Origin of the sequence: Mycobacterium colombiense, from assembly GCF_001665835.1 — a bacterium.
GTDB classification, from domain to species: domain Bacteria; phylum Actinomycetota; class Actinomycetes; order Mycobacteriales; family Mycobacteriaceae; genus Mycobacterium; species Mycobacterium colombiense_A.
The window spans coordinates 1-21,470 of the sequence record NZ_LZSX01000002.1; the positions used below are offsets into that span (position 1 = coordinate 1).

At 68.1% G+C, this 21,470-nt stretch carries 20 protein-coding genes and 1 pseudogene; 8 read left to right on the forward strand and 13 right to left on the reverse strand.

All coding sequences use genetic code 11. The features are described from left to right. Positions 1-72 precede the first annotated feature (72 nt). The 9 genes and pseudogenes from A5760_RS00010 to secY form a co-directional block, all read right to left on the reverse strand. A pseudogene (locus A5760_RS00010) lies at positions 73-369 on the reverse strand (SRPBCC family protein); the annotation flags it as partial. Continuing rightward, the gene (locus A5760_RS00015; RefSeq protein WP_064877047.1) at positions 350-2,107 is read right to left on the reverse strand and encodes a thiamine pyrophosphate-binding protein; all 1,758 of its coding nucleotides are present in this window, start codon (positions 2,105-2,107) and stop codon (positions 350-352) included. The gene A5760_RS00015 and the pseudogene A5760_RS00010, both read right to left, overlap by 20 nt. A gap of 182 nt (positions 2,108-2,289) precedes the next feature. After that, entirely contained in the window at positions 2,290-3,630 is a 1,341-nt protein-coding gene (locus A5760_RS00020; RefSeq protein ID WP_064877048.1) for an FAD-binding oxidoreductase, read from the reverse strand. Between the two features lie 38 nt (positions 3,631-3,668). Continuing rightward, a complete protein-coding gene (locus tag A5760_RS00025; RefSeq protein WP_064877049.1) occupies positions 3,669-4,865 on the reverse strand; it encodes a flavin-containing monooxygenase in 1,197 nt (398 codons plus the stop codon). Positions 4,866-4,911: 46 nt separating this feature from the next. Then, complete coding sequence (locus A5760_RS00030) at positions 4,912-5,679, reverse strand: anti-sigma factor family protein (protein ID WP_082279256.1); 768 nt, start codon at positions 5,677-5,679, stop codon at positions 4,912-4,914. A gap of 80 nt (positions 5,680-5,759) precedes the next feature. Further along, a complete protein-coding gene (locus A5760_RS00035) occupies positions 5,760-6,305 on the reverse strand; it encodes a sigma-70 family RNA polymerase sigma factor (RefSeq protein WP_082279257.1) in 546 nt (181 codons plus the stop codon). A 114-nt stretch (positions 6,306-6,419) separates the two neighbouring features. Next, positions 6,420-7,223, reverse strand: a complete 804-nt coding sequence (map, locus tag A5760_RS00040) for a type I methionyl aminopeptidase (RefSeq protein ID WP_064877051.1) — start codon at positions 7,221-7,223, stop codon at positions 6,420-6,422. Between the two features lie 2 nt (positions 7,224-7,225). Continuing rightward, positions 7,226-7,771, reverse strand: coding sequence for an adenylate kinase (locus A5760_RS00045; protein WP_064877052.1), 546 nt, complete (start codon positions 7,769-7,771; stop codon positions 7,226-7,228). Next, complete coding sequence (secY, locus tag A5760_RS00050; protein WP_064877053.1) at positions 7,768-9,093, reverse strand: preprotein translocase subunit SecY; 1,326 nt, start codon at positions 9,091-9,093, stop codon at positions 7,768-7,770. Before secY ends, A5760_RS00045 begins: the two co-directional genes overlap by 4 nt. Positions 9,094-9,372: 279 nt before the next feature. Here secY and A5760_RS00055 point away from each other — a divergent pair, with 279 nt between their 5' ends. Both A5760_RS00055 and A5760_RS00060 read left to right on the forward strand, forming a co-directional pair. Continuing rightward, positions 9,373-10,287 (forward strand): class I SAM-dependent methyltransferase, encoded by a 915-nt coding sequence (locus A5760_RS00055; RefSeq protein WP_064877054.1) that lies wholly within the window; start codon positions 9,373-9,375, stop codon positions 10,285-10,287. A 68-nt stretch (positions 10,288-10,355) separates the two neighbouring features. Continuing rightward, positions 10,356-11,276: a class I SAM-dependent methyltransferase gene (locus tag A5760_RS00060; RefSeq protein WP_064877055.1), complete on the forward strand. Its 921-nt coding sequence runs from the start codon at positions 10,356-10,358 to the stop codon at positions 11,274-11,276. On the opposite strand, the gene A5760_RS00065 is transcribed toward A5760_RS00060, so the two are convergent. Beyond that, a complete protein-coding gene (locus A5760_RS00065) occupies positions 11,273-11,941 on the reverse strand; it encodes a GNAT family N-acetyltransferase (RefSeq protein ID WP_064877056.1) in 669 nt (222 codons plus the stop codon). The genes A5760_RS00060 and A5760_RS00065 overlap by 4 nt on opposite strands. 9 nt (positions 11,942-11,950) lie before the next feature. Continuing rightward, the gene (locus tag A5760_RS00070; protein WP_064877077.1) at positions 11,951-13,312 is read right to left on the reverse strand and encodes a xylulokinase; all 1,362 of its coding nucleotides are present in this window, start codon (positions 13,310-13,312) and stop codon (positions 11,951-11,953) included. Between the two features lie 30 nt (positions 13,313-13,342). On the opposite strand from A5760_RS00070, the gene A5760_RS00075 reads away from it, so the two are divergent. Together A5760_RS00075 and A5760_RS00080 are read left to right on the forward strand one after the other, a co-directional pair. Continuing rightward, the gene (locus A5760_RS00075; protein WP_064877057.1) at positions 13,343-14,323 is read left to right on the forward strand and encodes an NAD(P)-dependent oxidoreductase; all 981 of its coding nucleotides are present in this window, start codon (positions 13,343-13,345) and stop codon (positions 14,321-14,323) included. Further along, positions 14,320-14,976: an L-fuculose-phosphate aldolase gene (locus A5760_RS00080; protein ID WP_064877058.1), complete on the forward strand. Its 657-nt coding sequence runs from the start codon at positions 14,320-14,322 to the stop codon at positions 14,974-14,976. The genes A5760_RS00075 and A5760_RS00080 overlap by 4 nt, the downstream gene beginning before the upstream one ends. A gap of 158 nt (positions 14,977-15,134) precedes the next feature. On the opposite strand, the gene A5760_RS00085 is transcribed toward A5760_RS00080, so the two are convergent. Beyond that, entirely contained in the window at positions 15,135-16,004 is an 870-nt protein-coding gene (locus A5760_RS00085) for a helix-turn-helix transcriptional regulator (RefSeq protein ID WP_064877059.1), read from the reverse strand. A 74-nt stretch (positions 16,005-16,078) separates the two neighbouring features. Between A5760_RS00085 and A5760_RS00090 the strand changes: the two genes are divergently transcribed. The 4 genes from A5760_RS00090 (at position 16,079) to A5760_RS00110 (ending at position 19,698) form a co-directional block, all read left to right on the forward strand. Next, positions 16,079-16,726 carry a class I SAM-dependent methyltransferase gene (locus A5760_RS00090; RefSeq protein ID WP_419538202.1) on the forward strand — a complete coding sequence of 216 codons (648 nt, stop codon included), beginning with the start codon at positions 16,079-16,081 and terminating at the stop codon, positions 16,724-16,726. Between the two features lie 150 nt (positions 16,727-16,876). Continuing rightward, the gene (locus A5760_RS00100; RefSeq protein WP_064877062.1) at positions 16,877-17,827 is read left to right on the forward strand and encodes a class I SAM-dependent methyltransferase; all 951 of its coding nucleotides are present in this window, start codon (positions 16,877-16,879) and stop codon (positions 17,825-17,827) included. Positions 17,828-17,838: 11 nt separating this feature from the next. After that, positions 17,839-18,753 carry a class I SAM-dependent methyltransferase gene (locus A5760_RS00105; protein ID WP_064877063.1) on the forward strand — a complete coding sequence of 305 codons (915 nt, stop codon included), beginning with the start codon at positions 17,839-17,841 and terminating at the stop codon, positions 18,751-18,753. Between the two features lie 21 nt (positions 18,754-18,774). Further along, positions 18,775-19,698, forward strand: a complete 924-nt coding sequence (locus A5760_RS00110; RefSeq protein WP_064877064.1) for a class I SAM-dependent methyltransferase — start codon at positions 18,775-18,777, stop codon at positions 19,696-19,698. Here the strand turns inward: A5760_RS00110 and sppA are convergent. Beyond that, positions 19,695-21,470, reverse strand: coding sequence for a signal peptide peptidase SppA (gene sppA, locus A5760_RS00115; RefSeq protein WP_064877065.1), 1,776 nt, complete (start codon positions 21,468-21,470; stop codon positions 19,695-19,697). The genes A5760_RS00110 and sppA overlap by 4 nt on opposite strands.

Consider the following 21,470-nt stretch of genomic DNA (forward strand, 5'->3'; position numbering starts at 1 on the left):
CTCCACCTACCTGCCCGGAGAACCCATTGGCGCGGACTACTACGCGCAGTTCGCCGGATCCGACGACCTGGCCGCCAGCCAGAGCCCGGGCTCATCGGTGGGTGCGAAGTCACGCAGGGTATAGGTCCACTCCTCGAGACTGCGGGTATCGGAGAGGTATTCGAACAGCTCGTCGGGCGGACAGTCGACGTAATCGTTGACCGTGCAGTACTGGCCGAAGACCTCGTCGTGCGGATACACCGACCGCATCTTCGCCATGAACATCGGGGCGGTCTGCTCCAGGGGCGAGGTCTCGATACGGACCACTCCCTCGATCGGCTCGGTGGTGCCGGTGTGAACGTGAATGTCGTCAAGCGCTGGCAGTGACATCGGTTTTCTTCCCCTCGTGGGTTGTTGTGCTGTGCTGAGCAGCGTGATTGGCGGGCTGTCGGTTCAGAAAGGCTGCGAACGGCGGGATTTCGTCGGCGGAGCACTCGATGCTGACCACCGACGGACCGTCTGTCGCCATCGCCCATTCCAGTGCGGCCGGCAACGTGTCGATGTCGGCGATGTCGAGCGACGAAAGCCCGGGAAACATCACTGCCAGCCCGGCCCCCAGCTTGCTGGGGCCAAACCGGTTGTAGCTGTACAGGTCGTCGTAGAACAGCTGCTCGCGGGTCACACACATGGCGTGGGCATTGTTGTTGAACAAGACGAACGTCACTGGCAGCCGATACTGCACCGCGGTGTGCACCTCCATGCCGTGCATGAAGAACGCGCCGTCTCCGGCGATGACCACGGTGCGGCTGCTGGGCCCCTTACCGAGCGCCCGGCCGAAGGCCATCCCGATTCCTGCACCGAAGCTGTAACCCATGCCACCCATGCCGAGCGCGACAGCGAACCGCCCGCCACGCCGGACAGGCAGGTGGTGGATGGCCGCTGCACCGGTGTTGCCGGCGTCGACGACGATGTCGACACCGGCGGGCAGCACCCGATCGAGCACCGCCATCGCATTGCGGTAGCGCACGCCCGGACCGTGGAAGGCCGGTGGACTGAGTTCGGTGTCTGCCACGAAGTCGGGCACCCGCAAGCCCTTTGGCCGCCCCCGCCCGGACAGCTCCGTGGTGAGCATTCGCAACGACGTCCGCAGGTCGTCGGTGTGCACGTGGGTGCATGCGAAATACGGCGGCGCGGAACCGATCGAGATCGTGCGCACCGCGGCGAGCGCGTTGTCGAGGCCGGTGCGGGCGGTCACCGACAGGCGCGTACCGATCACCAAGCACAACGTGCTGCCCCCGACCGCCTCAGCCACACCGGGGTGGCCCATCACACCCGTCACGCCCAGCGCCGACGACGCACCCGAACCAGGTGTGCCGGCAACATCTTTGGCGTCGGGCACACATGCCACTCGTGCGCGCAGCATGGCCCGGAAATTCTCCAGCTCGGCTCGGGCATCGTCTCGGGCCACCTGCTCACCGGCGATTATCGTGACCGGTCCTTTGGCGGCGCGCAGCGCGCGCACTATGGGATGTAAGGCGCCGATCCCGGGTGCCGACGACCTGATGGCCCTTTGCGCATGTCCGTCGTATCCGTTGACCGTGACAACCATCTGCTGAATATCCTTGGGCAACAATAAAACCGCGGGCCCTCCGGCAAGGGCCGCCGCGATGGCATCGGGCAGCGCCGTAAGGATGTCAGAGGGCTTCAACACGCGTCGGCAGAAGACCGACACCGCAGAGAACAGCGCCTCGGCATTCAGCGAACCATTGCGGCCACTGGTGTCCTGAAAACTTCCTCGTCCATCCATTGTGGTCGCGGGCTGACCGACCAACGCCAACACGGGCACCCGGCTGGCCAGTGATTCTCCAAGGCCGGGAATGAGATTCAGCGCACCCCCGCCGGCGGTCGCGGCTACCACCCCCAACCCGGCGCCGCTGCGACTGTACCCGTCGGCCATCGTGGCCGCGGAGAACTCGTGCTTGGCCAACACCGCGGTGATGCCCGAACAGAAGTGCGCCGCATCGTAAAGGTCTTCGACGTTGGCGCCGTCGACACCGAATATGTAATCGCTATCTGTTCTCGCGAGGTGCTCGACGATATGGTCGACCACCCGGTGTTGCCTGGACATCCGCCCACCTAACTTGTGACGATGCCAGGAACACGAGGTGTGGGTGACTTCAGTTCAACAACATGCGAAATTTGACGTGAAACGCTCCGGGAGCACCTGGCCGTTGCCACGAAAAATGCTTGCCCAATGGTGATTTGATCAACACGGGCTGATGGCGTCGGCGGCACGTATCCGCGGGCCCCTCAAACGCGGCCCATCCAGCTGTGGAATCGACCATCCGGGTCGTAGACCGACCGCACCTTGTCCAGGCGTGCCATGTTCGACTCGGTGATGAATCGCGCCGGACGCCGGCACAGGTTCTCGTCGGCGAGCGAGATTCCGGTCGCCAAGTGCGACATCGCCGCCATGTTGCACGCGGCCCAGTCGCGGTACCGTTCGTCGTCGGCCGGATCTTGCCAGATGGTGTAGAGCGCCATATAGACCTCGTCTTCCAAGCCGTACACCAGCTCGGCGCGCTCCGGGGACGTCTTCCAGCCCGTGAAAATGAAGTGCGAGGGGTGCGGCGGCATGGTCTCGATGATTTTGCGGATGCCCGGAAGCAGTTCTTCGGCGGAAGCCGACGTGAACATGCTGTCGGCGATATAGCGGTGGCCCTTCGGATAACTGGTCATCACCGCGGTGTACCAATTGGCAAGGGTCGTCGGCGCATAAGCGAGGTTGACGATCGCCTTGTCGAGAACCGGGCAGCTGCTCAGTGGGGCAAGGGCTTTGATTGCCTCGTCTTCTGAATCGGCGAAGACTGGCGAGGCAATGGTGATGCCAGGCTGGTTGAGCCCGGCACCGGGAAAGCTGCGCGCGGTATGGATCTGCAGTTCGACGCGGTCGTCGATCTCAGAACTGATCGCGCGCCCCCAGGCGAACACCTCGTCGGCGACTTCGATCGGGTACATGTACAGACAGGTGCCCCATACCGGCGGCCGGGGGTAGATCCGCAGTTTGAACGAGGTCACCACACCGAAGAAGCCCGGCCCCGACCCGCGGGCCGCCCAATAAAGGTCGGAATGGTTCTCGGCATCGCAGTAGATCTGTTCACCGTCGGCGGTGACGACCTCCAGTCCGAGCACGCTCTCACATGCCGGCCCGAGCACCGAACTGTTCCAGCCGTAGCCGCCCTGCAGAAGGTAGCCGCCGAGGCAGATGCCCTCGCAATGCCCCGCGGGAAAGAACAGGCCCTGCGCGTCCAGGTCGGACGCGAACACGCTGGCGACCGTGCCCGGGCCGACGTCCGCGGTCATCCGATCCGGTTCGACGGTGCAATGATCCAGGCGGCTGACGTCGAGCAGCAGGCCACCGTCGCGCAGGTGACTGGCCGCCCAGCTGTGCCCGCCCGAACGTACGCCGACGCGATGCCCGTCGGCACGCGCGTAACGCAGCGCCGCGACCACGTCGCCGGTGTCGTGTGCTTGCACGATAACGTCGGGGAAACGTTCTGGCACAAGGCCATTCCATACCGTGTCGCGACGGGCCGCTTCGTATCCCGGCGCGCCGCGGAAGAACGTCTTTTCAGGGGAAAGTAATTCCATTGCAATCCCTCGGGTTTGGCGCATCACCTGTCTTGGCGCTAATGAGATACCGCCGTCAAGTGGCCGGCATGACTGCCCTGGGGCCGTTTCAGGTGGGCCGCGACTTCTGCGGCCAGCGGCGTGGCGGCCCGCCGGATTGCCCGCAGCGGGCCATTGGGCGGAATGCCGTATCCGATCGCGAACATCCCGTCGCCGACGTGGGAGGCGAAGCCGCCGCGCGGGTTGCCCCGCTCGTCGAGGACCCCGAGGTGCCCGACCAAACCGTCGAGATTCGTCCGGAATCCGGTGGCGGCGACAATCACCTGAGGCGCCACCGACGTGCCGTCGGCGAGAACCACGCGGTCGGATTCGAGCGCCTCGACGGCGCTGACGACCTCGACGCGCCCGGCCCGCACGGCGTCGACGAGCGCGTCAGCCAGCGTCGGTATGCGACCTCGCGTTTCCACCATCGCCTTGAGCCCCAGCGGCGGCCGGTTGAACCCGTAGCCCGACAGGTCACCGAACATCAGGCGGTTCACGCGTGCGATCACCGGATCGACCAGCCGCGCGGGGACCCTGGAGAACAGCTCGAGGAAGATGTCGGAGGGAAACGGTCCGATGGCCCGCCGCACCAAATGCGGCGGTGTGCGCACCGCCAGCCAGATGCGGGCCGCGCCGTCGTTGGCGAGCTGGACGGCGATGTCGGCGGCCGAGTTGCCCGCGCCGACAACCAGTACATCGCGGCCACGGTAGGGCCAGGCGTTGGTGAAGTCGCCGGAGTGAACGATCGCGCCGTTGAAGCCGTGGAGCCCGGGCCAGGGCGGGATGGTGGGTACGCTGTAGTTGCCGGTGGCGAGAACTATTGCCGGGGTTCGTATTTCACCCGATGACGTGTCAAGTTGCCATACTCCCCCGGCACGGATGACGCCGCGCACATCGCATCCGAGCAGCAGCGTGATGTTCTGCCGCACAACGTAGCGATCGAAGTAGCGGACCATGTCCTCCTTGGTCGGCCAACGACCGGCGTGCAACGGAATCCGTTGTCCGGGAAGGTGTGACAGGGACCCCGTCGTGTTGAGGCGGAAGTTGTCATACCGCGTGCGCCAGGAAATCGCCGGGGCCGCTGCGCGGTCCACAACAAGCGCTTTGACGCCATGCCGATAATCGAGCTCCCGAGCGACAGCCAGACCCGCGGGCCCCGCACCGATCACGACGACGTCGGGAGTGTGGTCTACCGCCTGATACGTGTCTGGCATGGCTATAACACGACAGGCGAGTACCTTCAGTTCACCGCGTCGGGTTTTACAGCGATCGCTGCAGCAGAACCTGGCCGCTATCCGCGGCAACCACCTGTACGGCGGCAATCTGGTCTACCGGCGTCGAGATGCTGCCCGCGGGCGTCGCGGTGTGGCCGGGTTCGGCTACCCACGTTGCCAGCCGGGTTTGACTACCGTCGCGACCCACCACCACCATCGCCAGCGTGTCGTGGTGCGCGTTCAGCGGAGCCAGGCACACGCACTTCAGGTTGATCGACGTCCCCCAGTGCTCGCTGTTGAGCTGCACCGTCGAGGTCAGCAGGTTGGTGCTGATCTGTGCCATCGACTGCGAGGACGCGGTCACCTGCTGCGCGGGTGTCGAGTTATAGCTCTGAACCCCCACGAGCACCCCGATGCCCAGCACCGCGGCCGCGGCCGCCGACGCCACCCAGGTCACCACCCGCGTCCGCCGTCGACGCCAGCGCACCGTTGCCAGCAGCGACGGCAACAACTCCGGCGACATCTGCGGTTCCGCGGATACGGGATGGCCGGACAGGCCGGTCGCGGCCACTTCTTCACGGTCAAGCTGAGAAAGCAGGGCCGGCACGCCACTCAGGTCGGCGACGGCCTCCCGGCAGGCCGGGCAGTTGGCCATATGCGCCTCGAACTGGCGGCGGTCGGAGGCAGACAGCGAACCCAACACGTACGCGGCATCCCATGTCGCGTAGCGGTGGCTGTCACCCGTCATCGGGTCGAACACCCCATTGTCACCGGGAGGGCCGATACCCCGTAGCGGCGTCCTCATTTCGTCCATCTCCTGTCACCCTTCAAGTATTCGGAGCCGATTTCCAGCCGGATGGGGTCCCGAATGGTCCCCCCAAAGAAGCCCTGCCATCATCGGGTGACTCCAAGTTCCTGCAGAGTGAGTCGCAATGCCCGTACTGCATAGTGTAGTCGCGACTTCACTGTTCCTTCCGCGATCTCGAGATCGGCAGCAATCTGCGTGGTGGTCCATCCTCGGTAGTAGGAGCGTTCGATCACTGCTCGGTGCTCCGCGGACAACTGGGCCATCGCGTCCGCTATCAGCAACCGGTCCAGCGCCGCATTGACCTCGTCCGGCGTGGACTGTTCGGGCGCCCCCGAGACGTCTGTGGATCCGACGACGTTGCGATACCGCGCGCTGCGCCGGTCGTCGATGATCATGTTGCGGGCCACGGTGAACAACCACGCCCGCGCCGAACGCTCGGTGTCGCCGACGACTTCGGGGTGTTGCCACGCCCGCAACAACGTCTCCTGGACCACGTCCTCGGACTGGCTCGCGTCCCCCGTCAGCCGCAGCGCGTAGCGCCACAGCACGGCGGCGTGCTCGTCGTAGAGCGCCTTCATCAGAGCGGCCTCGGCAGCCCCGGAAGCCCTCCATGTGCCAGCCACACGAGCCACTCGATCACCTCCTGCCAGGGAAACGAGCGGAGCCGGGGCTTGGTTCAATAGCCCCGGCCCGCTGCGCCCGGCTTCGCCGCGCTTGCGATCGCGGCAAGTCCAAGGCTAGCCCTGCTAGGAGGCCAAAGTCAGAATGCGCGGACCGGCGTCGGTGACCGCGACGGTGTGCTCCCAGTGTGCCGCGCGCGACCCGTCGGTGGTGGCGACCGTCCACTGGTCGTCGAGCACCACGGTCTTGCCGGTTCCCAGCGTCAGCATGGGTTCGATAGCCAGCACCGAGCCGGCGGCCAGCAGGGGGCCGCGCCCGGGCGAGCCCTCGTTGGGCAGGAACGGGTCCATGTGCATCTGCCGGCCGATGCCGTGGCCGCCGTAGCCCTCGACGATCCCGAAGGCCCGCGAATGGCGTGCCGCGGCGTCGCGCGTGCCCATCTCGATGGCGTGCGACACGTCGGTCAGCCGGCTACCGGGCACCATCGCCGCGATCCCGGCCTCCAGCGATTCCCTGGTCGCCTGCGACAGCGCTTCGTCGGCCGCGTCCAGCGCCCCGACCCCGAAGGTGATCGCGGCGTCGCCGTGCCAGCCGTCCAGCACCGCGCCGCAGTCGATCGACACCAGGTCACCGGGCGCCAGGATCTCGGCGGCCGACGGGATGCCGTGCACCACCCGCTCGTTGACCGACGCGCAGATCGACGCGGGATAACCGTGGTAGCCCAGGAAGGACGGCACCGCGCCGGCGTCGCGGATCACCGATTCGGCGATTTCGTCCAGACTCAGCGTCGACACCCCGGAAACCGCGGCCGCGCGGACCGCGTGCAACGCGGCCGCGACCACCGCGCCCGCCGCGGCCATGGCGTCGAGTTCGCCGGCACTGCGCTGCGGCACCACCTTGCGACTCCGCAGCCGCGCCAGCGGGTTCATCCCTACTTGCCCAGCGCCTGCAGCGCGCGGGCGAAGACTTCGTCCATGGTGCCGATGGCGTCGACCGTCTTGAGTTGGTGGCTGTAGTAGTCCAGCAGCGGCGCCGTCTCGTCGCGGTAGATCTTCATCCGGTTCAGGATGACTTCCTCGGTGTCGTCGGCGCGGCCGCGGCCCTTCAGCCGCTGCAGCAGCTCGTCCTCCGAGACCCGGAATTCCAGGACCGCATCGATGTCGGTGTCCCGGCGTCCCAGCATCTCGTGCAGCGCCTTGGCCTGCTCGATCGAGCGCGGGTACCCGTCCAGGATGAACCCGTTGGCGGCGTCGGGCTGATTCAGCCGGTCGTCGACGAGCTGGTTGGTCAGCTCCGAGGGCACCAGGTCGCCGGCGTCCAGGTAGCGCTTGGCCTCCAGGCCGAGTTTGGTCCCGTTCTCGATGTTGCTACGGAACAGCTCACCGGTGGAGATTTGCGGGATCCCCAGCTTTTCCGAGAGCTTCTGGGCCTGCGTTCCCTTGCCCGCCCCCGGCGGGCCCAGCAAAACGACTCTCACTTGAGGAACCCTTCATAGTTGCGCTGCATGAGCTGACTCTCGATCTGCTTGACCGTATCCAAGCCCACGCCGATCATGATCAACACCGCGGTACCGCCGAACGGCAGATTCTGAACCGCTCCGCTGTTGCCGATCTGCAAGAACAAGTTGGGCAGCACCGAAATTGCGCCGAGGTAGATCGAACCCGGCAGGGTGATCCGGCTCAGCACGAAACGCAGGTAGTCGGCGGTCGGCTTGCCCGGCCGGATGCCGGGAATGAAGCCGCCGAACTTCTTCATCTCGTCGGCACGCTCGTCGGGATTGAACGTGATCGACACGTAGAAGTACGTGAAGAAGATGATCAGGCCGAAGTAGATGCCGATGTAGATCGGGTCGCTCGGGTCGGACAGGTACGTGCCGACGAACTTGTCCCACCAGCTGTTGCCCACGCCGCCGCTGCCGCTACGGATCAACTGGGTGATCAGGTGCGGGATGTAGATCAGCGAGGACGCGAAGATCACCGGGATAACGCCGGCCTGGTTGACCTTGAGCGGCAGATACGTCGACGTTCCGCCGTACATGCGACGGCCGACCATGCGCTTGGCGTACTGGACGGGGATCCGGCGCTGGCCCTGCTCGACGAAGACCACGCCGACGATGATGACCAGCGCGGCGATCAGGACGGCGGCGAAGATCATCCCGCCGCGGCTGTCCAGGATCGTCTTGCCCTCGGCGGGGATGCGCGCCGCGATGCCGACGAAGATCAGCAGGGACATGCCGTTACCGATGCCGCGCTCGGTGATCAGCTCACCCATCCACATCACCAGCGCCGCGCCGCTGGTCATCACCAGCACGATGACGACCAGCGTGAAGATGCTCTGGTCGGCGATGATGTCCAGCGAGCAGCCCTGCAACAGCCCGCCGTTAGCCGCCAGGGCCACGATGCTGGTGGCCTGCAGGACGGCCAGGGCGATAGCCAGATAACGCGTGTACTGCGTCATCTTGGCCTGGCCCGATTGGCCTTCCTTGCGCAGCTCCTCGAACCGCGGGATGACCACCGTGAGCAGCTGCACGATGATGCTCGCGGTGATGTAGGGCATCACCCCCACCGCGAACACGGTGAGTTTGAGCAGCGCACCACCCGAGAACAGGTTGATCAGCGAGTAGATCTGTCCGGCCGCGCCGCCGCTGGCCTCTTTGATGCACTGCTGGACGTTCGGATAGTTGACGCCAGGGGACGGGAGCGCGGCGCCGACCCGATACAAGACGACGATGCCAAGCGTGAAGAGGATCTTCCGTCTCAGGTCAACTGTCCGCAGCGATGAGATGAAAGCGGAAAGCAACTCTTCCTCCTGCGCAGCCGGGGGTTTCCTGCATCACGCGCCCAACACCCGCAGGCCAGGACGTACGGCCGACTTCTCTATAGCGCGTCAAACCGTGTACGAGACTAACAGCTGGTACGGGCAGGTCTGGTCAGGGCCTTTCCTGCGACCCCTCGCGGCGCCGTTCACCGGGTGTTTGCGCGGCCGCCGCAACGCGCCCGAATGAACACAGGAAGCCGTAAGCCGTGAGGCGTAGAGTTCCCCTGACTCGTTGCATTTGCTAAATAACTTGGGAGCAGCATGACACGAACTGACCAAGACAGCTGGGACCTGGCCTCGAGCGTCGGTGCCACGGCCACGATGGTCGCCGCGGCCCGCGCACTGGCCAGCAAGGCCCCCGAGCCCATCATCAACGACCCGTTCGCCGCGCCCCTGGTGCGCGCCGTCGGCCTGGATTTCTTCCGGCGCCTGGTCGACGGTGAGGTCGCCGACTCCGAGGGCTACGAGGGCAGCGGCAAGGATCTGGGGCTGGAGACCGACTCCATCGCCGTGCGCACCCGCTTCTTCGACGACTTCTTCCTCAACGCCGCCCGCGACGGGGTCCGCCAGGCGGTGATCCTGGCGGCCGGCCTGGACGCGCGCGCCTACCGACTGAGCTGGCCGCCGGGAAGCGTGGTCTACGAGGTCGATCAGCCCGCCGTCGTCGAGTTCAAGAGCACCACCATGTCCAGCCTGAGTGCCGCCCCGGCCGCCGAGCGGCGCACCGTCAGCATCGACCTGCGCGAGGACTGGCCGGCCGCGTTGCGCGCCAGCGGCTTTGACCTGACGCAGCCGACGTCGTGGAGCGCGGAGGGCCTGCTGATGTACCTGCCGCCCGACTCCCAGGACCGGCTCTTCGACAACATCACCGAGCTCAGCGCGCCCGGCAGCAAGCTGGCCACCGAATATCACCCCGAAACCGCCGGCACGACGATGTCGCAACGCGCCCAGGAGTTCAACGACCGCTGGGCCAAGGTCGGCTGCGACATCGACCTGTCGGGACTGTTCTTCGACGGCGAGCGCAGCAACGTCGTCGACTATCTCACCGGTAAGGGCTGGGAGGTGGCCGCGCGGCCGCGCCGCGAACTGTTCGGCGACTACGGCCTGCAATTCCACGACGACGAGGCGATGGCGCAGTTCCGCAACATCGTCGCCGTCACCGCCACCCTGCGTTAGTTAGGAGCGGTCGCAAGCGCGGCGAAGCCGGGCGCAGCGGGCCGCGACCATCAAGTTAGGAGGCCACAGTGCCGGAGACCGACAGCAAGCGATCAGACGGCGACAGTTGGGATCTGGCGTCCAGCGTCGGCGCCACCGCCACCGCGGTGGCCGCCCGGCGCGCGCTGGCCTCCAAGGGCCCCGACCCGCTGATCGACGATCCCTTCGCCGAGCCATTGGTGCGCGCCGTCGGCGTCGACGCCTTCATCCGGATGATGAACGGGGACATCGAGACACCCGAGGACGATCCGGCGTTCACCCCGCGCCGCCTCGGTGAGGGCATGGCGGTCCGCACCCGGTTCTTCGATTCGTTCTTCCTCGACGCCGCCAACTCCGGTATCCGCCAGGCCGTCATCCTGGCCTCGGGGCTGGACACCCGCGCCTACCGGCTGGCCTGGCCGCCCGGGACGGTGGTCTACGAGATCGACCAGCCCCGGGTGATCGAGTTCAAGACGCGCACCCTGGCGGACCTGGGCGCCACACCGCCCGCCGATCGGCGGGCGGTGGGCATCGACCTGCGCGACGACTGGCCAACCGCATTGGCCGACAGCGGATTCGACGCGGGCGCACCCGCGGCGTGGAGCGCCGAAGGGCTGCTCGGTTATCTGCCGCCGGATGCCCAGGACCGCCTGTTCGACCACATCACCGCGCTGTCCGCCGATGGGAGCAGGATCGGCACCGGCTACGTGCCCGACATCCGCGGCCGCATCGAAAAGCGCGGCCGCGAGATCAGCGAGCGCTGGCGGCGCATGGGGCTGGACCTGACCTGGGCCGATCTGGTCTACCCCGGCGAACGCAACGACGTGGTGGCCTACCTGTCCGAGCGGGGGTGGCGTTCGTCGGTGCACAGCACCCCGGAACTCTACGCGGCCAACGGTTTTGATTTCCCCGAGCAGCCGTCGATGGCCGCCTTCGGCGACATCCGATACGTCACCGCCGTTCTGCGCTAACGGCCGGGATTGGCCGCCGGTGCGCGCACCACCATCGGCACCGCCGGGAAACACCACGCCATCTCCGAGCGTGACTTGCGCAGCGCGGCGGTGCCGTAACCCCGCTTGCGGTGATCGGGGTGAATCCAGATCCGGACGTCGACCTCGCCACGGACGAGCTCGCCGAACACCATGCCGACCTTCTCGCCGCCGTCGATGGCCACGAACCACGCGGCCTCTTCGTCGTCGACCCGGCCCAGCGCGGCGCTGATCTCGTCGTCCACGCTGCCGGCCGGCCCACCGGAGCCGTCGCCGGCAAAGCCGATGTCCTCGGTGCGCACGGCGAAGATGTCGCGGTCCTCGCTCGCGGAGAACGGCCGGAGTTCAAGGGTGTCCCCCGAGCTCGCCGGACGCTCGCCCAGCGTGAAGCTCAGCTGCTTGTTCAGGTCTTCGAGTTCGGCCTGGATCGTCTTGCGCGAGTCCTTGGTGAGTCGGTCGAAGGACAAGCCAAACACCGCTTCGGCACCCGTGTGCGACGTGCCGAGCAAACCGGCGATGGCATTGACCGCCTCCGATTTGTTGTCGGCCTCCACGATCAGGTCGAGCACTTCGTGCCGTCGTTCGAGGGCTTTCAACAGAGCGTCGGCGATTTCGCGGCGGGCGGCTTTGCGGTCCTGGTCGGTCATTGCACCAGCCTAGAACGCCGGTGGGGCCACCGCGCTACATCTGCGGTTTCCCAGCTCACAGAAGCGCTGGTAGCGATCCTCGACCGCGCTCGCCCAGACCGGGTCGGGCTCGACGATGCGCGCGGTGCGCGCCCATCGGGCGGCGTCGGCGATCGTCGTCTCGAGGCCGACCGCCATGCGCGCCAGGAAGGCCGCCCCGAGCGCGGCCCCTTCCGCCACCCCGGACACCTCGACCGGCCGCCCAGTAGCGTCGGCGATGGCCTGCAGCCACGGCCCCACCCGGGTGCCGCCGCCGGTGGCCACGATGCGCGACACCGGCGTCCCGCTGAGTTCGATGAGCCGGCGGACCACGAAGCCGGACGCCTCGTAGGCGGCGCGGCGCAGCGCGGCGGCGTCGTGGGTCAGATCCAGCGCCTCGAGCACGCCCCGGCGGTCCCGATCGTGGAACGGCGTGCGTTCGCCGCGCAGATAGGGCGCCCACACCGGGACGCGGCCGGGTTCGACGGTGGTCGGGTCTGCCGGTGCCACAACGCGATCCACCCAGCCCAGGAACAGCCCGCCCGCGTTGCTGGCCCCGCCGATCTGGCTCTTGCCGGGCGCGGTGTGCGGAATGGTCCACAGGCCGGGCATCTGGCGGGCGTCGGCGATGGTGGTCCACACGATCAGCGTGGTGCCGCACATCACCAGCACGTCGCCGTCGCGGTCGGCGCCGGCCACTATCTGTTCGCACAGCGCGTCGATGGCGCCGGTGGCCAGCGCGGCGTCGCTGCCGCGCAGCTGCCCGACGACGGCTCCCATGCTCTCCACCCGCGGCATCTGCTCGACGGCCGCGCCGCGCTCGGCGCAGGCCTCGGGACTCCAGCCGGTCCCGTCGAACAAGGGGAACGCGGTGGCGGCGGTGGCGATGTCGATCGCCGCCTGCCCCGACAGCGCGTGGTTGGCCACCGCCGGCGCGGGCCAGTAGCCGGCGGCGCCCGGCGCCTGTTCGGCCGTCCAGCGCAAGAATTCGGCGGCCTCGCCGAGCGCGGGCAGCGGCTGCGCGTCCCCGCCGGGCGTGCGCCCCCGGCCGTCGCCGTAGAGCAGTCCCGGAGTGATGGGCGCGCCGGTGTGGTCGACGGCGGTCATCGAGGGCACCATCGCCGAGACGGCCGCCGCGGCGATGCCGGGTTGCTGGACCAGTTCGTTCAGGGCCGCCGACGGCCCACGCCGCCACGCCGCCTCGGCGTCGTGCTCCAGCCGGTCGGGCGCCGGTACCCGCAACTCATGCGGGATGCGCACGCGGGCCGTCACGTTGCCCTCGGCGTCGGCGGATATCGCCTTGACCGCGGTGCTGCCGACGTCGATGCCGATTGTGACGTCTTTGCGTGACACGGGCGTCACCGTACGCCAGCATTGGCACTCGTGACGTCCAAACCACGCGCGTTGGTGACCGCCCCGATGCGGGGGCCGGGCTTCGCCAAGCTGCGAGAGCTGGCCGACGTGGTGTACGACCCCTGGATCGAGCAGACCCCGCTGCGCATCTACAGCCCCGAGCAGCTGGCCGAGCGGATCGCCGGCGAAGCCGCCGAAATCGTGGTGGTGGAAAGCGATTCGGTGCGCGGCCCGGTGTTCGAGCAGGGCGTGCGGGTGATCGCGTCCACCCGCGGCGACCCCAACAACGTCGACATCGCCGGGGCCACCGCGGCCGGCATCCCGGTCCTGAACACCCCGGCCCGCAATGCCGATGCGGTCGCCGAGATGACGGTGGCCCTGCTGCTCTGCGCCACCCGTCACGTGCTGACCGCGGACGCGGATGTGCGCAGCGGCAACATCTTTCGCGACGGCAGCATCCCGTATCAGCGGTTCCGCGCCGCCGAGATCGCGGGGCTCACCGCCGGGCTGGTGGGCCTCGGCGCCGTCGGCCGCGCCACGCAGTGGCGGTTGTCCGGGCTGGGCCTGCGGGTCATCGCGCACGACCCCTACAACCCCGACGCGCGACACAGCCTCGACGAGCTGCTGAGCGAGGCGGACGTGGTCTCGCTGCACGCCCCGGTCACCGACGACACGGCCGGCATGATCGGCGCGCGGGAGTTCGCGGCCATGCGCGACGGCGTGGTCTTCCTCAACACCGCACGCGCCCAGCTGCACGACACCGGCGCCCTGGTCGACGCCCTGGTCGCAGGCAAGGTGGGCGCCGCGGGCCTGGACCACTTCGCCGGCGAACGGCTGCCTGCCGATCACCCTCTGGTGCGGATGCGAAACGTCGTGCTGACGCCGCACATCGGGGGTGCCACCTTCGACACCGAGGCGCGGCAGGCGCAGATGGTGGCCGACGACCTGGAAGCGCTGCTGGCCGGCAACGCGCCCGCTCACATCGTCAACCCGGAGGTGCTGGGGCCATGAAGTTCGTCGACGACCCGGAGACCGCGATACTGGACGCCGCCAAGGACATGCTGCGCCGCGGCCTGGTGGAGGGGACGGCCGGCAACATCTCGGCGCGGCGCGCCGACGGCAGCGTCGTCATCACCCCGTCGTCGGTGGACTACCGCGACATGCAGCTCGACGATCTGGTGCTCGTCGACGCGGACGGTTCGGTGCTGCAGGCGGCCGACGGCCGCTCACCGTCGTCGGAGATGCAGCTGCACCTGGCCTGCTATCGGGCCTTCGACGACGTCGGCAGCGTCATCCACAGCCATCCGGTGTGGGCGACCATGTTCGCCATCGCCCACGAATCGATCCCGGCCTGCATCGACGAGTTCGCGGTGTACTGCGGCGGCGACGTCCGCTGCACCGAGTACGCGGCGTCCGGCACGCCGGAGGTCGGCAGCAACGCGGTCGCCGCGCTCGAGGGACGCGGCGCCGCCCTGATCGCCAACCATGGCCTAGTGGCGGTCGGGCCGCGGCCCGACAAGGTGCTGCACATCACCGCGCTGGTCGAGCGGACGGCCCAGATCGTCTGGGGCGCACGCGCTCTCGGCGGTCCGGTACCGATCCCAGAGGACGTCAACCGCAACTTCGCGGCGGTCTACGGCTACCTGCGCGGCAATCCAACCTAGATGAGCTGGACGCGGTTTGGTCGCGCGGGTACTGGAACCTCGGTTTGACGTCGACCGCTGGTTGGACATCGAATCCCTTTGCCTAACACCGACTCTGGAAGATGCCGCCGGTGAACTGCGGGGCGCGACACGGCGTATCCGGGTCGCTCAGTTCACTCTCACGAGCGGGTGGTCATGCCGGTCGACCTGCGCCAATCGCGGGGCGACGTGCCGTGCGCCCGGCTGAATAGCCGGCTGAAATAACCCGGATCTCGCACACCGACCCGCCTGGCCACCTCTCGGACCGGCAGGTCGGTCTCGGCGAGCAATCCGCGAGCAACGGCCATGCGGCGTTCGCCGATCCACTCTCCGACCGGACGTCCAGTGCGGCGGCGCACCACGGTGGTCAGGTGCCCCGGCGTCACGCCGAGTTCGACAGCCACGTCGCGCAGGGACAACGGCTCGGCGAGACGCCGGTCGATCACCGCGAACACCTCGGCCAGCAGCGGTTCGCCGCCGCGCTGCAGCTCGGCCACGACGGAGCCGGCCAGCCGCGCAAGGTCGATCAACAACAAAGTCAGGTGCGCCAGAACCGCCTGGCGGTAACCGTCCTGCCGCGCGTCCAACTCCGTTTCGATCGAACGGATCGCGGCGTCCCACGCCGACCGCCGGGTCGCGGGCACTTCCAGCCGCAACAACCCGCCGGCATGTCCGTGCAGGAACGGGAACAGCAGCGGATGCGCCCGCCACGCCGGCCACGGCGATCGCCCGTCCTCGCCCAGCGCGGCCGGGTCGAAGAACACCGCAACGCCCGCGTCCGACTGGTCCAGCCGTCCCGGATCCAGTACCTCGCCGGCGGCCACCACGTGGACCAAGCCGGCTGCGGGAACGTACCAGAGCGCCGGAAACTCGTGAATGTGGCGCCCACGTTCGACCAGATCGTCGGGACCGGGCCGCAGCACCGATACCGGGGGCGTGTCCGGACCGGTCCGATATTGATAGACCGACACCCCCGCGCGGTGGCGCACCATCCGAGCCAGCGGCGTCATACCGCGAAAGATAGTCCTACTTTTGCCAAGGATCACCCAATTCTGAGGCATTTGTTCGGTTCACCCTGGATTCTGTGACAAAACATCATCCACATGACTACTTGCCCGCCGCCGGTCGCGACGCGCTGCTCCCCTGCTACGACGTGTTCAGCCGCCTAGTGGGCATGAAAAAAGTCTATGCCGCGCTCATCGCGCAGGCCGAGCTCGCCGACGGCCACCGCGTTCTGGAAATCGGCTGCGGCACCGGCAATCTCACCATCCGGGTCAAACGCACCCATCCCGCGGTGGACGTGACCGGATCCGACCCCGACCCGCGCGCACTCGCCCGGGCGCAGCGAAAGGCGGGCAAGCTGACCGGGATTCGTTTCCAGCATGGCTACGCCCAGCGGCTGCCCTACGCCGACGGGGAATTCGACCGAGTGCTGTCGTCGATGATGCTGCACCACCTCGAAAGCGACGCCAAAACCGCCGCAGCGGCGGAGGTCTTCCGAGTGCTGCGCCCCGGAGGCAGACTGCATCTGGTCGACATCGGCGGCGACATGACCGACCGCGATGGCCTGTCGGCGCGGTTCATGCTGCACAACCACCACGCGGCCGGCAACCTGGGCGACGCCATTCCTCGACTGTTGGGCGCGGCGGGGTTCGACTGCACCGAGGTCGCCACGCACCGGCAACGCATCGTGGGACGGCTCGCCTACTACCGCGCCACACGCCCCGCCTAACGCTGGTCGAAGACGACCTTCACAGCGCCGCGGTCGCCCACCACGTACGCCATCAGTAAAGGTTGCCGCGAATCGCGGGAAGCGTACAGTGGGAGAAGCTTGTTATATCGGCTAAATATTAGATTGACTATCTCCGATAGGGGCACACGAATGACTTCCACCAGGTATGAAGGCGACACCTGGGACCTGGCGTCCAGCGTCGGCGTGACCGCGACCATGGTCGCGGCGGCCCGCGCCATGGCCACCCGCGCCGACAAACCGCTGATCAACGACCCCTTCGCCGAGCCGCTGGTCAAGCTGGTCGGCGTGGACCTGCTCTCCCGGCTGGCCAGCGGCGAGCTGGATCCCGCCGAGCTGAACGACGTTCACGACGGCGCCGCGGGGTCGGCCGGGGCGATGTCGCGGATGGCCGACAACATGGCGGTGCGCACCAAATTCTTCGACGAGTTCTTCCTGGACGCCACGAACGCGGGCATCAAGCAGGCGGTGATCCTGGCTTCCGGGCTGGACGCCCGCCCGTACCGATTGGCGTGGCCGGCCGGCACGGTGGTCTACGAGGTGGACCAGCCGCAGGTCATCGAATTCAAGACCCGCGCGCTGGCCGACCTGGGTGCCGCCCCCACCGCCGAGCGGCGGGTGGTGGCCGTCGATCTGCGCGACGACTGGCCCTCCGCGCTGCGCAACGCCGGGTTCGACCCGGCCCAGCCGACCGCCTGGAGCGCCGAGGGTCTGCTCGGCTACCTGCCGCCCGAGGCGCAGGATCGCCTGCTGGACACCATCACCGAGCTCAGCGCGCCGGGCAGCCGGCTGGCCACCGAAAGCGCGCCCAACCCCGAGCCCGGCGCCGAGGAGAAGATGAAGGAGCGCATGCAGACGATCTCCGAGCGCTGGCGCGCGCACGGTTTCGAGCTGGACATGGCCGGCCTGGTCTACTTCGGCGACCGTAACGAGGCGGCGCCCTACCTGGCCGACCGTGGCTGGCGGCTGAACAGCGCCAGCATCGGAGAACTGTTCGCGGCCAACGGACTTGACCCCCTCACCGACGACGACATGCGCATGGGCGAGATGCTGTACACCAGCGGCACGCTCGGCGAGAAATAGGAGCCAGGAGGATGACCACCGACGCGGGACGCACCGACGGCGACAGCTGGGGACCGGCACGCAGCGTGGGAGCGACGGCCACCATGGTCGCCGCCTCCCGCGCCGTGGCGTCGCAGGGACCCGATGCCCTGCTTGACGATCCGCTCGCAGACCCGCTGGTGCGTGCGGTCGGGCTGGACCCGTTCATCCGCATCGTCGACGGCGAGATCGACTTCGAGGACGACCCGCTGTTCAACCGCAAGTCGCGCGCCGAGCAGATCACGGTGCGCACCAGGTTTTTCGACGACTTCTTCATCGGCGCCACCAAAGACGGTGTGCGGCAGGCCGTGATCCTGGCTTCCGGACTGGACACCAGGGCCTACCGGTTGCCGTGGCCTGCGGGCACCGTGGTCTACGAGATCGACCAGCCGGAGGTCATCGCCTTCAAGACCGACACGCTCGCCGGGCTCGGCGCCGCCCCCACCGCCGAGCGCCGCACCATCAGCATCGACCTACGCGACGACTGGCCGGCGGCCCTGCGCGCGGGCGGATTTGACGTCTCCCAGCCGACCGCCTGGAGCGCCGAAGGGCTGCTGCCCTACCTGCCGCCCGAGGCCCAGGACCGGCTGTTCGACAACATCACCGCGCTCAGCGCCCCGGGCAGCCGGCTGGCGACCGAACACGTGCCCGACCCCGACGCGTTCTCCGACGAGCGTATGGCGCGCATCTCCGAACGCTGGCAGCGCCTCGGGTTCAACCTCAACGCCGCCGACCTCTTCTACCGGGGTGAGCGCAACGTCGTGGTCGACTACCTGACCCGCACCGGCTGGCAGGTCACGCCGTCTCCCGCCCGGGAGTTGTACGCCCGCAACGGCTTCAAATTTCCCGAGGACGAGATGGCGGCCACCTTCGGTGAGATGAGCTACGTCGCCGCCACGCTCAAGTGACGCTCGGTTAGGGTTCTGGCTATGTCACGCACTCACGACGATGAGTGGGATCTGGCGTCCAGCGTCGGCGCGACCGCGACCATGGTCGCGGCCGGGCGTGCGATGGCGACCAAGGATCCACGCGGTTTGATCAACGATCCATTCGCCGAGCCGCTGGTGCGCGCGGTCGGGGTGGACTTCTTCACCAAGATGATGGACGGCGACCTCGACGTGGACGCGATCGAGAATGCCTCGCCGGTGCGCATCCAGTCGATGGTCGACGGAATGGCCGTGCGCACCAAGTACTTTGACGACTACTTCATCGACTCCACCGGCGGCGGGGTGCGTCAGGTGGTGATCCTGGCCTCCGGGCTGGACTCGCGCGCCTTCCGGCTGCCCTGGCCGGCCGGCACGGTGGTCTACGAGATCGACCAGCCGCGCGTGATCGAGTTCAAGACCAGCAACCTGGCCGATGTCGGCGCCGAGCCCACCGCGTCGCGGCGCACCGTCCCCATCGATCTGCGCGCGGACTGGCCCGCCGCGCTGAAAGCGGCGGGATTCGACACGACGGCGCCCACGGCCTGGCTGGCCGAGGGCCTGCTGATCTACCTGCCTCCGGAGGCACAGGACCGACTGTTCGACAACATCACCGCGCTCAGCGCGCCGGGCAGCACCATCGCCACCGAATTCGTGCCCGGCATCGTGGATTTCGACGCGGAACGGGTGCGCGAGATGTCCGGGTCATTCCGGGAGCACGGCGTCGACATCGACATGGCGTCGCTGGTCTACGCCGGCGAACGCAACCACGTCGTCGACTACCTGTCCAGCATCGGATGGCGACCCGAGGGCATCACTCGAACTGAACTGTTCGAGCGCAACGGCATCCAGGCGCCCGCCCCGGAGAACGACGACCCGCTCGGCGAGATCATCTTCATCAGCGCCAAGCTGGCGGGTCAGAGCGACTAGAGCCGCCAGGGGCCGGGCCACAACGCGCTGGCCCCGGTGTAGGACCGTTCCACGCTGTCGAGGATGCCGCCGATGGTGCGGCCCAGCAGCGCGCCCAGCGCGTCGGGCACCGACGCGGCGGCCGGTTGCGAGGAGGCCCGTGGCCGCAGCATATCCAGCACCGAGCCACCGGGGTAGGTCACGACGCGCACGTCGGTGTCCTCGTCAAGTCCGGCAAGGATTTTCGCGCGGCGCAGCGCGGTGCGGAAGCCGCCCAGTTCGTCGACCAGGCCCCGCTCGCGCGCGTCGGCGCCGGTCCACACCCGGCCCCGGGCGACGCGATCGACGGCCTCGGTGGTCAGGTTGCGGCCGTCGGCGACCCGCTCCAGGAAGTCGGCGTACACCAGGTCGGCCTCGGCCTCGCGGTGGGCGCGCTGCTCCGGGGTGAAGGGCGTCTCGATCGACCAGGCATCGGCATTGGCGTTGGTGCGCACGCTATCCAGCCCGATGCCGAGGCGCTCCAGCAGATCGCGAATCACCAGCTTGCCGGTGATCACGCCGATCGAACCGGTGATGGTCGCGGGGCTGGCCACGATCGCGTCGGCGGCCACCGCGATGTAGTAGCCACCGGACGCGGCGACCGCACCCATCGACGCCACCACCGGCTTGCCGCGTTTGCGAGCCCTTTTCACCTCGCGCCAAAGGGTTTCCGATGCGGTCACCGAGCCCCCGGGGCTGTTCACCCGCAGCACGATCGCGGACACCTCTTCGTCGGCGGCAGCTTCCCGCAACGCCGGGGCGATGGTGTCGCTTCCGACGGTGGAGGCGCCGAACGGCAAAAACTGCGGTCCCCCACGCCCGTCGACAATCGTGCCGTCGATGTTGATGACGGCCACCTTCGGCCTGGGGCGGCGTCCGGGGACCGAGGGCACCGGCGGGGTCAGCCGGGACCGGGCCGCGCCGGCGTAGCGGGACAGGTACAGCCGCGGTGGCGTGTTCTCCTCGGAAACATCTTGCACGCCAACCAGTTCCGCGATGTGGTCATAGGCTTCGTCGCGGAATCCGATCCGGTCGACCAGCCCCGACGACACAGCCTCCTCGCGCAACAGCGGGGCGCGGTCGGCCAGCGCGTCGAGCACACCGGCGTCCAGCTTGCGCGAGTGCGCCACCGCTTCCCACACCTGCTCCTGCAGGCTTTCCAGCATCCGGGTGACGGCCTCGCGGTGAGCCTCGGTGAAGCCGTGCTCGGTGAAACGGTTTGCGGCCGACTTGTATTCGCCGCGCGCGACGAATTGGGCTTCGATGCCGGCCTTGTCGAACGCGTCACGCAGGAAGGTGGCATTGCTGGCGAAGCCGATCAGCCCGACGCTTCCGGCGGGCTGCATCCAGACCTCACCGAACGCCGAAGCCAGATAGTAGGACAGCGTGCCCGGGTAGGTCTCGGCCCAGGCCAGTGACGGCTTGACGGCGGTGAACGCGACGATGGCCTCGCGCAGCTCCTGCACCGCGGCCGACGGCGACGCGCCGAGTTGGACCCGGGCGATCAGCCCGGCCACCCGCGGGTCCTCGGCCGCCCGGTAGATGGCGGCGACCATGTCGCGCAGCGCGACCGGCCGGCTGCCCCCCGTGATGATCGCCAGCGGATCGAAGCCCGACGTCTCCGGTGGCATCGAGCGCAGGTCCAATTCGAGCACGCAGCCGTTGGGCACGCCGTGATGGCGGGCAGTGTCGACCCGGCCGGCGAGGGCCCGAACCTCGCCGGCGCCGGGGATCGAAGGCAGGAAAGCGAACAT

What these genes read in the sequence shown, in the direction of transcription:
- A5760_RS00100 (WP_064877062.1), top strand. Translation starts at nt 16,877, where the DNA reads ATGACTTCCACCAGGTATGAAGGCGACACCTGGGACCTGGCGTCCAGC.
- A5760_RS00030 (WP_082279256.1), bottom strand. Translation starts at nt 5,679, where the DNA reads ATGGACGAAATGAGGACGCCGCTACGGGGTATCGGCCCTCCCGGTGAC.
- A5760_RS00065 (WP_064877056.1), bottom strand. Translation starts at nt 11,941, where the DNA reads ATGACCGACCAGGACCGCAAAGCCGCCCGCCGCGAAATCGCCGACGCT.
- A5760_RS00025 (WP_064877049.1), bottom strand. Translation starts at nt 4,865, where the DNA reads ATGCCAGACACGTATCAGGCGGTAGACCACACTCCCGACGTCGTCGTG.
- map (WP_064877051.1), bottom strand. Translation starts at nt 7,223, where the DNA reads ATGAACCCGCTGGCGCGGCTGCGGAGTCGCAAGGTGGTGCCGCAGCGC.
- A5760_RS00080 (WP_064877058.1), top strand. Translation starts at nt 14,320, where the DNA reads ATGAAGTTCGTCGACGACCCGGAGACCGCGATACTGGACGCCGCCAAG.
- A5760_RS00110 (WP_064877064.1), top strand. Translation starts at nt 18,775, where the DNA reads ATGTCACGCACTCACGACGATGAGTGGGATCTGGCGTCCAGCGTCGGC.
- sppA (WP_064877065.1), bottom strand. Translation starts at nt 21,470, where the DNA reads ATGTTCGCTTTCCTGCCTTCGATCCCCGGCGCCGGCGAGGTTCGGGCC.
- A5760_RS00015 (WP_064877047.1), bottom strand. Translation starts at nt 2,107, where the DNA reads ATGTCCAGGCAACACCGGGTGGTCGACCATATCGTCGAGCACCTCGCG.
- A5760_RS00085 (WP_064877059.1), bottom strand. Translation starts at nt 16,004, where the DNA reads ATGACGCCGCTGGCTCGGATGGTGCGCCACCGCGCGGGGGTGTCGGTC.
- A5760_RS00055 (WP_064877054.1), top strand. Translation starts at nt 9,373, where the DNA reads ATGACACGAACTGACCAAGACAGCTGGGACCTGGCCTCGAGCGTCGGT.
- A5760_RS00105 (WP_064877063.1), top strand. Translation starts at nt 17,839, where the DNA reads ATGACCACCGACGCGGGACGCACCGACGGCGACAGCTGGGGACCGGCA.
- A5760_RS00020 (WP_064877048.1), bottom strand. Translation starts at nt 3,630, where the DNA reads ATGGAATTACTTTCCCCTGAAAAGACGTTCTTCCGCGGCGCGCCGGGA.